Genomic DNA, 15330 nt, shown 5'->3' on the forward strand with positions numbered 1-15330 from the left:
GGACCCGGCGGGCCGCCGGGGGGGCCGCCCCGGCGGCCCGGCCCGGTGGAGGGGGGTACGGCGGGCGCGCCGTACCCCCGTGCGGTTCCGTCACAGACCTGCCACGTGGCAGGTCGCCCTGGCCGTCTTCGAGGGGTCGCTCTCGGAGACGGCGGTCAGCGTCACCTTGGCCAGCCGGCTGCCGCCCGGCGCCCGCAGGGCGTGGACGGCCGCCGTCGTGTGCCGGCCGGACTCCGCGGCCGCCAGCTCGTTCGGGAGCGAGACCGTCCAGCCGCGGCCCTCGACGGCGGCCGAGAGCCGGTAGACGTCACTGCCCAGGTAGGCGCGCACGTCCTCGGGGTGCTGCCCCTGGGCGGGAGCCTTGGCGCCGGTGTTGAACAGCGGGAAGCGACAGGTCGAGTACCCCTTGCCGGGGACGGGGATCCCCGCGGCCGGGAGCAGCCGCACGCCGCGCCTGGCCGGGCCCGCCCCGTCCAGGGAGCGGATCGCGACCGTGTAGGAGAGCACGCCCGTACGGTCGCGGTGCACGTCCAGCACGTAGAAGTGCAGGCGGTTGGCCTCGTCGACGTACTCGAACTCGCTGCCGGAGCCGGTCCCCGCGTGGAACAGGGCGTCCGAGAGCTGGCGGTAGTCGCCGATCGTGATGGGCACGGCGGTGCCGTCCGGCAGGACGTAGTCGGTCATCCCGATGTCCTGGGGGTTGGCGTCGATGACCCACTCGAACGGGGCCCGGTCGGCGTTCTTGGTCTTGGCCAGCAGCACGCCGGAGTCCGGGGTGAAGGAGTCGGCGCCCATCCGGTCGACGACCTCGACGGTGTAGTTCTCGTAGCCGCCGCCGTCGCAGAACGGGTCGGCGGCCACGTCGCAGGCCGGGCTCCGGTCGCCGGTGTCGAAGGCGACGTTGATCCCCGCCAGCCCGTTCTCACCCGGCTGCACGGTGCGGGCGGTCACCCTGGCGACCACCGCGCCGGACTCGTCGAGCGCCTCGCGCGACAGGCGCAGGACGTTCTTCTCGTCGACCATCTCCAGTTTGATCTTGTTGCGGAGCATGTGCTGGGCGCCCATCGAGCCGCCGCCGGTGGGCGGGATCGTCCAGCGGCTGTGCGGGCCGCCGGGGCCGTTGAAGCTGCCCCGGCTGAGCATCTCCCAGATGCCGGTGTAGGAGCGGCGCGGCGGCACCCCGAACGGGTTGTTGTAGTTGTCGCCGATGCCGAGGATGTGGCTGAGCTCGTGGGCGTAGACGCCCTGGCCCGAGCTCTCGGCCTGGGTCGAGGAGCCGCCGCCGGCGTTGGGCCAGATGGAGGCGGCCGAGGCCCAGGAGGTCCACTCGACGTAGCGGGTCCTGGCCCAGTTGGGCAGGGCCGGGTCCGGCGGGCCGAAGTCGTCGGTCACCGCCTCCTTGGTCGGGAACTTGATCGGCCCGAACTCCTGCCAGGTGGCCGACTCGTCCTGCCCGGCGCTCAGGTAGAAGACGAAGTCGAACCCGGCGGGGACCTCCTCGCCCACGTCGGCGGTCCACGCGGCCCGCCCGTCGGTCCTGATGTTCCTGGTGCAGGTGTCCCCGGCCGGGCAGGCCGTGCCGCCCTGGAACTCCATGGCGTACTCGTGGGACTTGCCGGGCATCTGGTACGGCCCGAAGGCGGTCAGGTCGACGCCGTAGCGCCCGCCGGAGTCCTCCATCCAGTACTCGTGGATGGTGTGGCCGCGGTTGAGCCGGTTCGGAGTGTTGAGGAAGTCCTTGTAGAACCCGGCGACCTGCTCGCGCGGGACGTCGTGGGCCTCGGCGCTGGGGTTGCCGAAGACCGTCGACCCCTTCGGCCGGGTGACCACGAACGGCTGGCCGGGGTAGTCGAGCAGGACCAGCGCGCCGCGGAAGGTGCGTACGGAGCCCTGGACCGCCGGATCGGCCCAGTTCGTGCCCGGGGGCTTGACGTAGTCGGCCCACGTCATGTGGTCCGGGTTCTTCCAGTTCTGCGGATCGATCGGGGCGGGGGCGCCGGGCCGGCCGCCGCGCAGCGCGGCCGCCGGGGCGTCCTGCTGCCAGGGCTGCTGCTGCGGCCAGTGGTTCAGCCGCCAGGGGTGTTCTGGGTCGGGGGCGGGTTCGGCGGACGCGGGGATGGAGGCGAGGCCGAGAGGGAGCAGGATCACTGCCGCGATCAGCGCCTTCGCCAACCTGGGGGGTTTGATCACGATAAATGACGCTATAGATCTCTTTACAGGAGATCAACGGTCTGCGGTAAGGATCAGGCTCCGGACGCCTCCGCAGGCGGCGCGGATCCGGGCGAGGAGGGCGGGTCGGCCGGCAGCCGTACGACGAAGACCGTCCCGCCCTCGTCCCCGGGCCGGGCCGCGATCGTGCCGCCGTGCGCGGTGACGATCGCCCGGGTGATGGCCAGGCCCAGCCCGGTGCCCTTGACCCCCGACTCCAGCGCGGTGGAGGCGCGGAAGAAGCGGGTGAACAGCTGCGGGTACTGCTCGGGGGGAATGCCGATGCCCGTGTCGGCGATGCTCAGCACCACCTCGCCGCCCTCGCGCCCGGCGGTGACGGTGACGGCGCCGCCGTCGGGGGTGTACTTGATCGCGTTGGACAGCAGGTTGTCCAGCGCCTGGCGCAGCCGTACCGGGTCGGCGTGCACGGGCAGCAGGCCCGCCGGCTCGACACTGACCGTCAGCCGCTTGGCCTGGGCGGCGGGCCGGTGCTCGTCGGCGGCCAGGCGCACCAGCCGGGCCAGCGACACGGGGCGGGGGTCGATGTCGACGTGCCCGGCGTCGAAGCGCGCCAGGTCCAGCAGGTCGTCGACCAGGTTCTGCAGGTGGGCGCTCTTGCGGTCGATGACGTCGGCGAACAGGCGGTGCTCACCGGTGAGCTCGGGGTCCCCGGCGAGCATCTCGGCGTAGCCGCGGATGGTGCCGACGGGATTGCGCAGCTCGTGGCTGACCACCGCCACCAGTTCGTCCTTCATCCGGTCGAGTTCCTGCAGCCGGCGGACCTGCTGCCGCTCCCTGGCGAGCAGCAGCTCGCGCTCCTCGGCCAGGTAGTGGCGCTCGGTGATGTCGGTGGAGATGCCGTCGATGAGCAGCCGGTCGCCCTCCCGGCGGGGCGTCGCGCGGCTCCACACCCAGCGGGTGACCCCGTCCAGGCCGATGAAGCGGCACTCGACCTCGGCTGCTCTCCCGGAGGCGAGCGTGGTGTGGAACTCGGTGAAGACGGCCAGGTCGTCGGGGTGGAGGCGCTCACGGGTGACGGCGACCATGTCGGAGCCGACGGGAGGCGTGCCGCCGAACACCTTGGTGCTGTTGGACGGGACGTACACCGGCTTGATCACCCCGTCCGCGGCCACCTCGACGCTCCACACATGGTCGTCGATCTTGGTGACGACCTGCTCGAAGCGGCGGCGGCTGGCGGCGAGGGTCAGCGTCAGCTCCTCGGCGCGGCGCCGTTCCATGTACCGGCCGACGTGGGCGCAGATCCCGTCGAGCAGCCCGGCCAGGTCGTCGTCGGGCTCCTGGACGGTGTCGGAGAAGAAGGTCAGCACGCCCAGCACCTGCCGGCCGCTGCGGACGGGCAGCGCCATGGCGGCGCGCAGGCCGACCCGGAGCACGGCCGGTTTGCGGATGAAGTCGCGCGGGTCGGCGCGCAGGTCGGGGATCCAGATCTCGTGGCCGGCCGCCCACGCCAGCCCCGCCAGCCCCTCTCCGCGGTGGAACGACGACGGCTGGTCCCTGGTGAGCGGGGACAGGTCCCGGCCCGGCCCGGTCCACAGGCCGGTGCGGGAGATGAGATCGCCGCCGGGCTCGACCTGCCAGTACTCGCCGCACGCCCAGCCCAGCACGCCGGTGACCGCGGCGGTCACGTCGGCGGCGGCCTGCTCGGCGGAGCCCGCGTCGGCCAGCGCCTGGGCCACGGCCTGCTGCGCGTCGCGCAGGACCGCGATCCGGCGCCGGTCGGTGATGTCGTGCAGGAACAGGTGGTAGACCGGTTCGCCGCGCTCGCTGCAGGCCTGCAGGACCACCTCGGCGTGGAACTCCTGCCCGGTCCGGTCCACGACGGTCAGCTCCAGCCGCCTCCCGTCCAGCGCCGCGCCGCCGCCGCGTCCCTGGATCAGGGCCTCGCCGTAGGACCGCCGCAGCCGCTCCGGCATGATCAGGTCGCTGACCGGCCGGCCCACGGCCTCGGCGGGCGACCAGCCGAACAGCCGCTCGGCCGCGGCGTTCCACGCCGTCACGGCCCCGCCGCCGTCGATCGAGACGAAGGCGTCCGGGGCCCGGTCGAGCACCGTCTGCATCCGCGTCTCCGACAGTTGCGCCTCGGTCCTGGCGAGCCGCAGCGCGATCTCCGACTCCGCGATCGCGGCGAGGTTCTCGAGTTCCTCCAGCTCTTCCCGGCTCCACCGGCGGGGTTCGGCGTCGACCACGCAGAGCGTGCCCAGCACCTGGTCGCCGGAGGCGTGCAGCGGAACCCCGGCGTAGGCCGCCACCTCGCCCTCGGACACGGCGGAGAGGCCGCACCACCGCCTGTCGGCCCTCGCGTCGGCCACGATCAGCGGCTCGTCGGCGACCACGACGTGGACGCACATGGACTGCGACAGGGGAGTGTCCCGCACCGCCTGCCGCACGCCGGGTCCCGCCGCGCTGACGACCACCTGCCGGTCCAGGTCGATCAGGGACACCATCGCGGCGGACGCCTCCAGCAACCGGGCCGTCAGCCGGGTGACCCGGTCCAGCGACGGCACCGGGGCGGCGTCGAGCAGGCCGGTGGCGCGCAGCGCCTGCAGCCGCCGCGCGTCGCGAACACGATCCGCCGTCTCCACGATCCGTCCCCCCGCGCTGTCCGCACCCGCCGAACCAGGCCCCAGCAGCCACGTTAGGCAGTGGAAGGGCGCAAGGCCGCAGATACCCCCCGGATCCGCCGCCGGGCGTGGCGGAGCGGACGCACGCCGGTTCCGGGGCCGCGGGCCGCCCCGCGCAACCGGCCGGCCCCGGGAACCCTCAGGATGATTGAGAAGTGCCGACAGATCCCTTTAATCTCTCCCAAGGGGACGACCAGACGGGAGCATCCACATGCCCATGCGTGCCGGACCGCTCTCCGGCGCGCACGCGCTCCCCGCGGTGACGGTGCACAGCGCTCCGCTGGTCCTGACCGTCTCCGGGCCGCCGGTCGCCGACGGCGCGCTCGCCGTCCGGAGCGGCCGGGTGGTCGCCGTCGGTCCCCGCGAGGAGATCGAGGCCGCCTATCCCGGCTCCGGGCCGACGCGCTGGCCCGGCATGATCGTTCCCGGGCTGGTCGACGCGCACGTCCGGCTCGGCCGCGGTCTCCTGTCCGCCTCCGCCCACGGCGTCACCGCGGCCGGAGGCGTGGCCGCCGACCTGGACGCCGCCTCCCTGCCCGGCGAGGCCGCTCTGGCAGGGGTGACCTACCTGGAGACGCGCTGCGCGAGCGAGGTCCTCTGGGAGGCGGGCGAGCGCGACCGGCTCATCACCGCCATCCGCGAGGTCGACCATCCGGGGATCATCGGCATCGCCGCGCACTCCCCCGACCCCCTGGTCCTGGAGGACCTGGCCATCCTGTCCCGGACGTTCGGCCTGCGGCTCCTGGTCGAGCTCGGTCACCGCCCCGCCGCCCCGCCGGACGCCGGATCCCCGGACGAGGCGTTCCCGGGCGCCCGGCCCCTGAGCCCCGCGTTCCTCGAGGAGGTGGGCGCCCTCGGCCCCGGCACCCACGTGGCGCTCTCCGCCCCGCTCGACGAGGCCGACCGCAAGCTCCTGCGCGTCCGGGGCACCGTCGCGGCCGTCACCTCCCCGTTCGCCGCCGAAGGACTGCTGGACGGCGGGAACCCGGTCGCCCTCGGCACCCGCGCCGGCGGCGACCCGCTGGCCGCCGCCCGCCGGATCAGCCGCGCGCTCCCCCGCGACCCCGGCCTGGACCGCCTCCTGATCGAGGCCCTGACCCTCGGCGGCGCCCGGGCCCTCGGCCTGGCCGACGGTCCCGGTCGCCTGGGCCGCCTGGAACCGGGCAGCCGCGCCGACTTCGCCGTCTTCGCGGTCGAGGCCGACGCGGCGGCCGCCTGCACCGCCCTGCTCCACGCCGGCCCGGGCCGCTGCCTGGCCGCCTACACCGCAGGCCGCCCCGCCTGGCGGCGTACGGCCCCGCGGCAGACCGCCGGACCGGCGGACGCCACCGCCACCGCATGAACCGTCCGGCGTGACACGCGTCCGGGCCCGTCGCTGAGCGTTCCGGCCCGGGTGGCCGACCTGCTGTCAAAGGTGTCGCTGGACGGCCGGACGTCGGTCCTGGCCACCGCCAGGCACCACATCGGGGACGGCGGCACCACCGGCGGCGACAACCGGGGCGACACCAGGCCGAGCGAGGCCGGACCTCCGTACGGCCCGCGCCCGCCGCCGGCCCCCGCCACCGGCTACGCCGTCGTCCCGTGCTCCCCCTCCGCCCGGCGGACGACTGCCGGCAGGCGCACCTCGACCCGTGTTCCGGCGCCGGCCGTCCCGGGGCCGCTCGTTCCGGCTGCGTCGCACGGTCCGGTCACGGCGGCGGCGCCTCCGTGCAGGGCCGCCTGCCGGCGGACCAGGGTGAGGCCGAGGCCGGAGCCGGGGCTGCCGGGGCGGCGGTGGAAGCGGTCGAAGATCTGCTCCCGGTCGGCGGGCGGGATGCCGGGACCGGTGTCGCGGACGGCGAGTACGGCGACGCCGCCGTCCGGAGCCGGACGGGCGGGAGCCGGACCGGCCGCCGCCGGGGCCGCCGGGGCTGCCGGGGCCGCCGGGGCTGCCGGGGCTGCCGGGGCCAGGGTGACGGTGATCTCCGCCCGGCCGCGGGCGTCCGTACCGTGGAGTGCGGCGTTGTCGAGGAGGTTGTCCACGATCATCCGCAGCCCCTCCGGCCATCCGCGGACGGGGAGGCCGTCCGCGAGCGCGGTGGTGATCACGGCGTGCGGGTGGCGGCGGTCGGCGTCCTCGGCCGCGGCGGCGACGACCTCGGTCAGGTCCACCTCGGTGAAGGCCCCCGGGTCGAGCAGTTCGCCGCGGGCCAGCGCGCGCAGCATCGTGATCAGCCGCTGCATCCGGGCGTGCTCGGCGACCAGGTCCGCGAGGGTCTCGGCGCGCCCGGCCGGGTCCAGCTCCGGGTGGCCGAGCAGGTCCAGATTGGTGCCCATGCTGGTCAGCGGGGTCCGCAGCTCGTGCGCGGCGGTGGCGGCGAAGGCGCGGGCGGTCTCCAGGGCCTCGCCGGTGCGCGCCACCGCCGCGTCCCGCCGGTCGAGCAGTTCGTTGAGCAGGGCGGCCAGCTCGTCGATCTCGGTCACCCCGGAGGCGGTCCCCAGCCGGGTCCCCGTCCGGGACGGCTCGTCGATCCCGCGCGCCTGCCCGTGGAGCGCCGTCAGCGGCCGGACCGCGAAGCGGCCGAGCGCCAGACCGGCCGCGGCCCCCGCACCCGCCGCGATCAGCGTGGTCAGCCCCACTCTCCTGACGAGTGTCCGGAACTGCCCGGCCAGGCGGTCCTCCGGGTCGAACACCCACAGCCGGCCCCGGTCGCCGCGCACGCCGAGATCCACCGCCGCGAACCGCCACCGCCGCCCGCCCTCGGTGAAGGTGGCCGGGCCGACGACTCCGCCCCCTCCGGTGGCCGCCGGTCCGTCCTCCTCGGCGGTGACCCGGCCGGGCGTCCCGGTGGCGGATCCGTCCTCTCCTCTGACGGCCCCGCCGGGCGTCTCGGCGGGCAGCGTCCCGGGCACGTCTCCGACGACGAGCGGCTCGGCCCCGGGCGCCTCCAGGTACATCCCGCCCGGACTCTCGGCTCCCGCGGCCGCCGTCGCCAGCCGGCGGCCGAGGAGCTCCGGCGTGCCGCCGGGGGCGAGGCCGGTCCGCCGGGCGTAGGCGGCGGCCATCGGCGTGAGGGCGCGCAGCCGTACCGTCAGCTGCCGGTCCCGCTCGGCGCGCAGGTCCTGGGCGGCCAGGCCCAGCACGAGCGCCCCGGCCAGCAGCACCAGCAGCGGGACCAGTACGGCGAGGCAGACGGCGAAGCGGGTGGACAGCCGCACGGCCGGGCGTCCCGTGAACCGGCTCCCGGCCGTTCCCCGGGCCGCGGCCGGCGGGCCCGTGACCGTCCCCGGAGCGGCGGAGGGGGGACTCCCGCCCGTTCCGGAGAGGGCGGGGGACGGGTTCCGGGGCTCCCCGGCAGGCGGGTTCACCGCCGGGGGTCCCGGAGCACGAATCCGACGCCGCGCACCGTGTGCACCAGGCGGGGCTCTCCCCCGGCCTCCAGCTTGCGCCGCAGGTAGCCGACGAAGGTGTCCACTGCGTTGCCGGTCACCGCGAAGTCGTACCCCCAGACCCGCTCCAGCAGCACCGGCCGGGACAGCACGACCCCGGCGTTGCGCGCCAGCACCTCCAGCAGGTCGAACTCCCGCCGCGTCAGCTCGATCTCCCGGCCGTTCAGGGTGACCCGGCGGGTGTCCGGGTCGACCGTCAGCGGGCCCGCCCGGACCGGCGCGCCGGGAGCGCCGGAGGCGCCGCCGGCCCTGCGCAGCAGGGCGCGCAGCCGGAGCACCAGCTCCTCCAGGTCGAACGGCTTGACGACGTAGTCGTCGGCCCCGGCGGCCAGCCCGGCCACCCGGTCGGCCGTCTCGTCCATGGCCGAGAGCATCAGCACCGGCACGTCCGAGGCCGAGGCCCGCAGCCGGGCGCACACCTCCGTCCCGGTCATCCCGGGCATCGAGACGTCGAGGACGATCGCGTCGGCCCCTCCGGCCAGTTCCAGCGCCCGCGTCCCGGAGCCGGCGGCCTCCACGGAGAATCCGGCCAGTCGCAGGCCCCTGCCCAGAGAGCGCAGGATCGCCGGATCGTCGTCGACGACGAGAATCCGATGCCCTGCCATCGAGTGCTCCTGCGGGGACGACGCGGCCCGGCGGATCCGGGGACGCCCGACACCCTATGGCAGCGGTGGCGCTCCCGTCGCGGCCGGGAGTCCGCCTCCGCCGTCCCCGCCCGTGGCGAGCGCGGACGCCGCTGGATTCTCTTAAGGTGCGGAGGTTCTCTTAAGGTGCGGAGGGGGGTTCCCTGACCGGCCCCGCACCGGAGGCGGGGCCCCGGCCGGGTGGCGGGGCCGTACGCTCTGGACATGCACAACACCCGCTACGCGCGCTCCGGCATGGTCTGCACCGTCGATCACCTGGCCTCGCGGGCCGGGGTCACCATGCTGGAGCGGGGCGGGTCGGCGGCCGACGCGGCCGTCGCGGCCAACGCCGTGCTGGCGGTGACGGCGCCCCACATGTGCGGGCTGGGCGGGGACCTGTTCGCCCTGGTGCACGACGGGTCCGGGGCCCCGGCCGCGCTCAACGCCTCCGGGCGGGCGGGGTCGGGGGCCGATCCCGAGCGGCTGCGGGCCGAGGGGCGCACGCACATGCCGTTCCACCACGACATCCGCTCGGTCCCGGTGCCCGGCTGCGCGGACGGGTGGCTGGCGCTGCACGGCCGGTACGGCAGGCTGCCGCTGTCCGAGGTGCTCGCCCCGGCGATCGGCCACGCCGCGGGAGGCTTCCCGGTCTCCCCGCTCCTGGCCCCCGGCCTGGCGAGGGTCGGCCCCCTGTGCGAGGACTTCGCCCCGGCGCGGGCCGCCGGCGACCTGGTCCGGCGGCCGGGGGTGGCCCGGGCGCTGACGGCGCTGGCCGGCGGACGGGACGGCTTCTACCTCGGCGAGTTCGGGGAGGGGCTGCTCGCGGCCGGCGGCGGCGAGTACACCGAGGACGACCTGGCCGGGCAGAGCGCGCAGTGGGTGGACCCGCTGCGGGTGCGGGTCTTCGGGCACGACGTGTGGACGGCGCCGCCCAACTCCCAGGGTTACCTGCTGCTGCTCGGGCTGGCGGTCGCGGAGGGGCTCGACCTGCCCGCCGACCCGGCCGACCCGCTCTGGGCGCACCTGCTGGCCGAGTCCGCGCGGGTCGCCGGGCACGACCGGCCCGACCTGCTGTTCGAGGGTGCGTCCGTCACCGCCGCCCTGGACTCGGCCGCCGCGCGCCGTGCCCTGATCGACCCGGCCCGGCGGCTCGCCGTCCGCGACCTGGCCGCTCCGGGCGACACCACCTACCTGTGCGCGGTGGACGGCGACGGCATGGGCGTCTCCCTGATCCAGTCCAACGCCGCCGGGTTCGGCAGCCTGATCTTCGAGCCGCGTACCGGCATCAACCTGCACAACCGGGGCATCGGCTTCTCCCTCACCGCCGGGCACCCCGCCGAGTACGGTCCCGGCCGCCGCCCTCCGCACACCCTGGTGCCGGCGCTGGTCACCCGGGCCGACGGCACGCTCCGCTCGGTCGCGGGCACCATGGGCGGCGACGCGCAGCCGCAGATCCTGCTCCAGGTCCTCACCCGGCTGCTCGCCTGCGGGCAGAGCCCCGGCGAGGCGATCGGGGCCCCGCGCTGGCGGCTGGGCTCCGGCGGCACCGGCTTCGACACCTGGCAGGTCCCCGACGAGGCCGTGGTCGAGGTCGAGGAGGGCGGCCCGTGGGGCGAGGGCCTCGCGCGGCGCGGCCACCCGGTCGGCGCGCTGCCGTACGGCTCCGCCTTCGGCCACGCCCACCTGATCGACCTGCTCCCCTCGGGGGTGCTGGCCGGGGCCGCCGACCCGCGCTCGCTCATCGGGGCCGCCGCCGGGCTGTGACCGGAGGGCCGCGCGGTCGACCCGGACCGGAGATCCGCGCGGCCGGCCATGCCCGGAGGGCCGCACGGCCGGCCCGGACCCCGGGCGGGCCCGTCCCGGCCCTCCGCGCCCGTGGGACGCGTCCGCCCTGACCTGCGGTTTCCCTGTCCTATATCGGGTAGTTCCTCCGGTATGAGCCAACTATTTCCAGATCGCTACGGAATGAGCGACGAACAGTCGATCGAGGTCGAGCAGGCGACCAGCGACCTCGGCTTCAACCATCGGATCCTCGAGGACGACCCCTGGCACCGGGACACCCTGGACGAGCGGCTCCGCCGCGAGGCCCCGGAACGCGAGCGGGTCCCGCGCGAGGAGGGCCGGCTGGTCGCACCCGGCTCCGACGAGGTACAGGATTCCTACATCACCGACGTCGACCGCAACGACCTGTCGGCCGAGGAGCGCGCGATCCGCATCGACCGTGGCAGATAGCCCGCCGCGGTCGTCTCCGGCGCTCCTGCGGCCAGGCCGCGGGGGCCGGTACCCCGTGCGCCCCGCCGGGCCGGGAGCGGACCGCCGGGACCGCACCCCGCAGCCGCCCGGGCCGTACCGCGGCGGGCGTCAGGGCCGTACGGCGGCGGGCGTCAGGGCCGTACGGCGGCGGGCGTCAGGGCCGTACGGCGGCGGGCGTCAGGGCCGTACGGCGGCGACCAGGCCGGGGAAGCCGTCGACGACGTGGTCGGCCTGGGCCGCCTCCGGCCGGGCCGCGTGCAGGTGCCCCCAGGGTCCCCGGCGGATCAGCGCCGTGCGCATGCCCGCTGCACGGGCCGGGAAGACGTCGTTGTCGAGGCGGTCGCCCACGTAGAGGATCTCGCCGGGCTCGCGGCCCGAGACCGCGACGACCTTGGCGAAGAAGGCGGGGTCGGGCTTGCTGATCCCCCAGCCGTCGGAGGTGTAGATGCCGTCCACCGGCAGGTCCATCGCGGCCAGCGCGTCGTGGGCCTGAGGCGGCTGGTTCCCGGCGATGATCAGTTCGTAGCCGAGCCCGCGGAGCGCGGTCAGGCCCGGCCGGACGTCCGGGTAGAGGTCGTCGGCGTCGAAGTTCACCCGGAGCCCGTCGGGATCGTCGCGCTTCCACGCCTCCTGCTCGGCCTCGACGTCGATCCCCGGCCTGACGATCTGGAAGGCGTCGCGGTGGGACCGGTCGAGCGCGGCCATGCCGCCCAGCACGCCGAGCATCGTGGCCCGGGTGACGCCGAGCCGGTCCGCCCAGCGGGACCAGATCCGCGTCTCGTCGATCAGGGTCTCCCCCACGTCGAACACCAGCGCCCGGATCACGGCATCCTCCCCCTTCGATGAGCCTTCCGAATCCTAGTTGCCCGGTAGTGCGCTTCCGTCCCCGCCCGCTGCGGAGCCCAGCGCCGTCACGTGGCCGTGGAGGAGGCCGGAGCCTTCGAGCATGGCGGCCGACCGCTCGGTCAGCTCCGCCTGGCGCTGCGCGATGGCCGCGCGCAGCGCGTCGCTGCCGCCGGTACGGCGCAGGCCGTCGAGGATGGGCCCGATCCGGGCCAGGGGGTAGCGGCCCTGGCGGAGCATGTGGACCATCCGCGCGTCCCGGACGTCCGCCGGGTCGAACAGGCGGTATCCCGTACCCTCCTCGCGCCGGGGGGTCAGCAGCCCGGTGGACTCCCACAGCCGCAGGGCGGAGGTGCGTACGCCCAGGTAGGCGGCCACCTCCCCGATGCGCATGCCCGACCGCGGCACCCCCGCGGCCTCCGGGGCCCGCGCCGCGACCGCCTCCAGCGCCTCGCCCGCCGCCCGCAGGGAGAGCCGCTGCTCGTGCAGCGCGGCGTGACCGGCGTCCACGAGCATGAGCGCCCGGGGCAGGTCTCCCGCGTGGACGGCCTGCATGATCGATCGAGCGGCGTGCAGGCCGTACCCCCGTTCGAGCGCCAGGTACGCGAGCAGGGCCCGGCGGTGCCGGCCGTCGAACCTGCGGTAACCGGAGGGGGTACGGGGGACCGCGGGCAGGACGCCCATGTCGGCGTAGTTGCGGATCTGCTGGGGCGAGACGCCCGCCAGCCGGGCCAGGTCGACGGGGCGCGACCCGGCCGCTCCGCGGTCTCCGGCTCCGCCCGCCATCGGCCGGCATTCGCCTCCTGGTTTAAGGTTGCCGTCCATATACGCAGCATTATTCGCCGTTCGATCAGAAAAGTCTTCATAGGGACTTCAATGAGAGACTTGAAGGCATGAATGTCGGCAGCAGTTCAGGAGCATCGACGCGTCAGCTTTCATCGGAAGAGAACGACCGCCTGCCGGAAGGCGGAACCGCGGCGGGGGACGCGCCGGCCGCGGCCTCCGGTCGCCACGGCGGCGCCCGTCCCCACGGCGATCCGCGCAGACCGGACCGCACCGCCGCGGACAGCCACGATGACATCCAGGTCCGCGGCGCCCGGGAGAACAACCTCACCGGGATCTCCCTCGACATCCCCAAACGGCGGCTCACCGTCTTCACCGGGGTCTCCGGCTCCGGCAAGTCCTCACTCGTCTTCGACACGATCGCCGCGGAGTCGCGGCGGCTGATCAACGAGACCTACACCGCGTTCATCCAGGGCTTCATGCCGAGCCTCAACCGGCCCGACGTGGACGCGCTGCACAACCTGAGCGCGGCGATCATCGTCGACCAGGAGCGGATGGGCGCCAACGCCCGCTCGACCGTGGGCACCGCCACCGACACCTACACGATGCTGCGGATCGTGTTCAGCCGGATCGGCACCCCGCACGTCGGCCCCGCCTACGCCTTCAGCTTCAACACCCCCCAGGGCATGTGCCCGGCCTGCGAGGGGCTCGGCATGATCACCGACATCGACGTCGGCGAACTGGTCGACCGGGACCTCTCCCTGAACGAGGGTGCGATCAAGGTGCCCGGGTTCGGGGTGGACACCTGGTACTGGCAGGTGATGGCGAACTCGGGCTTCTACGACCCGGCGGTCAAACTGAAGGACTTCACGCCGCAGCAGTGGGAGGACTTCCTCCACCGGCCCTCCACCAAGGTCAGGGTCGGCACCAGCAACCTCACCTACGAGGGGCTCGCCGTCCGGGTGCGCAGGCAGTACCTCGGCAAGGACCGCGAGTCGATGAAGGGGCAGGCGCGCGAGTTCGCCGACCGCGCGGTCAAGCTCACCGGCTGCCCCGACTGCGGCGGCACGCGCCTGAACGAGGCGGCGCGCTCGGCGAAGATCGAGGGTCTCAGCATCGCCGAGTGCTCGGCGATGCAGATCAACGACCTGGCCGAGTTCGTCCGGAAGATCAGCGATCCCGCCATCAAACCGGTCCTGGAGAACCTGAGGTCGACGCTGGACTCGCTGGTGGAGATCGGCCTGGGCTACCTGAGCCTGGACCGGGAGTCCGGCACGCTCTCGGGCGGCGAGGCCCAGCGGGTGAAGATGGTCCGGCACCTCACCTCCAGTCTGACCGACGTCACCTACGTCTTCGACGAGCCCACCGCCGGGCTGCACCCGCACGACATCCAGCGGATGAACGGCCTGCTGCTCCAGCTTCGCGACAAGGGCAACACCGTGCTCGTCGTGGAGCACAAACCGGAGATGATCGGGATCGCCGACCACGTGGTCGACCTCGGCCCCGGCGCCGGTTCCGCGGGCGGCCGGCTCTGCTACACCGGCGACCTGGAGGGGCTGCGCGCCTCCGGCACCCTGACCGGCCGCTACCTCGACCACCGGGTCGGGCTGCGCGAGAGCTTCCGCGGCCCCACCGGCTGGCTGCCGATCAGGGGCGCCACGCTGCACAACCTGCGCGGCGTCGACGCCGACATCCCGCTCGGCGTGCTGACCGTGGTCACCGGGGTCGCCGGGTCCGGCAAGAGCTCGCTCATCCACGGCTACGTCTCCGGCCGGGAGGGCGTGGTGGTGGCCGACCAGTCGCCGATCCGCGGCTCGCGCCGGAGCAATCCGGCCACCTACACCGGCCTGCTCGACCCGATCCGCACGGCGTTCGCCAAGGCCAACAAGGTGAAGCCGGCGCTGTTCAGCGCGAACTCCGAGGGCGCCTGCCCCGCCTGCAAGGGCATCGGCCTCATCTACACCGACCTGGCGATGATGGCCGGGGTGGCGACGGTGTGCGAGGAGTGCGAGGGCAGGAGGTTCACCCCCGAGGTGCTCTCGTACACGCTGCGCGGCAAGAACATCAGCGAGGTGCTGGAGATGCCGGTCGCCGAGGCGGCGGAGTTCTTCACCACCGGTCCCGCGCAGGCCGTCCTGGGCCGCCTGACCGCGGTGGGGCTGGGCTACCTGGGCCTGGGCCAGCCGCTCACCACCCTGTCCGGCGGCGAGCGGCAGCGCCTGAAGCTGGCCGTCAACATGGCCAGGAACGGCACCACCTACGTCCTGGACGAGCCGACGACCGGGCTGCACCTGGCCGACGTCGACCACCTGCTCGGCCTGCTGGACCGGCTGGTCGACGACGGCAACACGGTCATCGTCATCGAGCACCACCAGGCGGTGATGGCGCACGCGGACTGGATCATCGACCTCGGCCCGGGCGCCGGCCACGACGGCGGCCGGGTCGTCTTCTCCGGCACCCCCGCCGAGCTCGTCGACGGCGGCACGTCCCTCACCGCCGTGCATCTGCGCGACTACGTCGGCCGGGCGTAGGACCGGCCCCGGCACGGC

Annotated in this window: 10 protein-coding genes; 4 read left to right on the plus strand and 6 right to left on the minus strand. The window is 74.7% G+C overall.

From position 1 onward, the window contains the following. Window positions 1–90: 90 nt before the first annotated feature. Window positions 91–2190 (minus strand): M6 family metalloprotease domain-containing protein, encoded by a 2100-nt coding sequence (locus tag FHS22_RS29340; RefSeq protein WP_338048009.1) that lies wholly within the window; start codon window positions 2188–2190, stop codon window positions 91–93. A 53-nt stretch (window positions 2191–2243) separates the two neighbouring features. Beyond that, complete coding sequence (locus FHS22_RS29345) at window positions 2244–4811, minus strand: ATP-binding protein (RefSeq protein WP_184946944.1); 2568 nt, start codon at window positions 4809–4811, stop codon at window positions 2244–2246. 250 nt (window positions 4812–5061) lie between these two features. Here FHS22_RS29345 and FHS22_RS29350 point away from each other — a divergent pair, with 250 nt between their 5' ends. Next, complete coding sequence (locus FHS22_RS29350) at window positions 5062–6192, plus strand: amidohydrolase family protein (protein WP_184946946.1); 1131 nt, start codon at window positions 5062–5064, stop codon at window positions 6190–6192. 224 nt (window positions 6193–6416) lie between these two features. Here the strand turns inward: FHS22_RS29350 and FHS22_RS29355 are convergent, their stop codons facing one another. After that, window positions 6417–8048 (minus strand): ATP-binding protein, encoded by a 1632-nt coding sequence (locus FHS22_RS29355; RefSeq protein WP_184946948.1) that lies wholly within the window; start codon window positions 8046–8048, stop codon window positions 6417–6419. A 146-nt stretch (window positions 8049–8194) separates the two neighbouring features. Further along, window positions 8195–8884 carry a response regulator transcription factor gene (locus tag FHS22_RS29360; protein WP_184946950.1) on the minus strand — a complete coding sequence of 230 codons (690 nt, stop codon included), beginning with the start codon at window positions 8882–8884 and terminating at the stop codon, window positions 8195–8197. A 243-nt stretch (window positions 8885–9127) separates the two neighbouring features. Here FHS22_RS29360 and FHS22_RS29365 point away from each other — a divergent pair, with 243 nt between their 5' ends. Both FHS22_RS29365 and FHS22_RS29370 read left to right on the plus strand, forming a co-directional pair. Further along, entirely contained in the window at window positions 9128–10666 is a 1539-nt protein-coding gene (locus tag FHS22_RS29365; RefSeq protein ID WP_184946952.1) for a gamma-glutamyltransferase family protein, read from the plus strand. A 201-nt stretch (window positions 10667–10867) separates the two neighbouring features. Continuing rightward, window positions 10868–11134 carry a hypothetical protein gene (locus tag FHS22_RS29370; protein ID WP_260408408.1) on the plus strand — a complete coding sequence of 89 codons (267 nt, stop codon included), beginning with the start codon at window positions 10868–10870 and terminating at the stop codon, window positions 11132–11134. Window positions 11135–11332: 198 nt separating this feature from the next. Here the strand turns inward: FHS22_RS29370 and FHS22_RS29375 are convergent, their stop codons facing one another. Both FHS22_RS29375 and FHS22_RS29380 read right to left on the minus strand, forming a co-directional pair. Next, the gene (locus FHS22_RS29375; protein ID WP_184946956.1) at window positions 11333–11980 is read right to left on the minus strand and encodes an HAD family hydrolase; all 648 of its coding nucleotides are present in this window, start codon (window positions 11978–11980) and stop codon (window positions 11333–11335) included. 33 nt (window positions 11981–12013) lie between these two features. Next, the gene (locus tag FHS22_RS29380; protein WP_184946957.1) at window positions 12014–12784 is read right to left on the minus strand and encodes a MerR family transcriptional regulator; all 771 of its coding nucleotides are present in this window, start codon (window positions 12782–12784) and stop codon (window positions 12014–12016) included. Between the two features lie 107 nt (window positions 12785–12891). On the opposite strand from FHS22_RS29380, the gene FHS22_RS29385 reads away from it, so the two are divergent. Beyond that, the gene (locus tag FHS22_RS29385; RefSeq protein WP_184946959.1) at window positions 12892–15312 is read left to right on the plus strand and encodes an ATP-binding cassette domain-containing protein; all 2421 of its coding nucleotides are present in this window, start codon (window positions 12892–12894) and stop codon (window positions 15310–15312) included. Window positions 15313–15330: the final 18 nt, after the last annotated feature.

Origin of the sequence: Thiemannella venezuelensis (assembly GCF_014203605.1) — a bacterium.
Lineage (GTDB): Bacteria > Actinomycetota > Actinomycetes > Streptosporangiales > Streptosporangiaceae > Planomonospora_A > Planomonospora_A venezuelensis.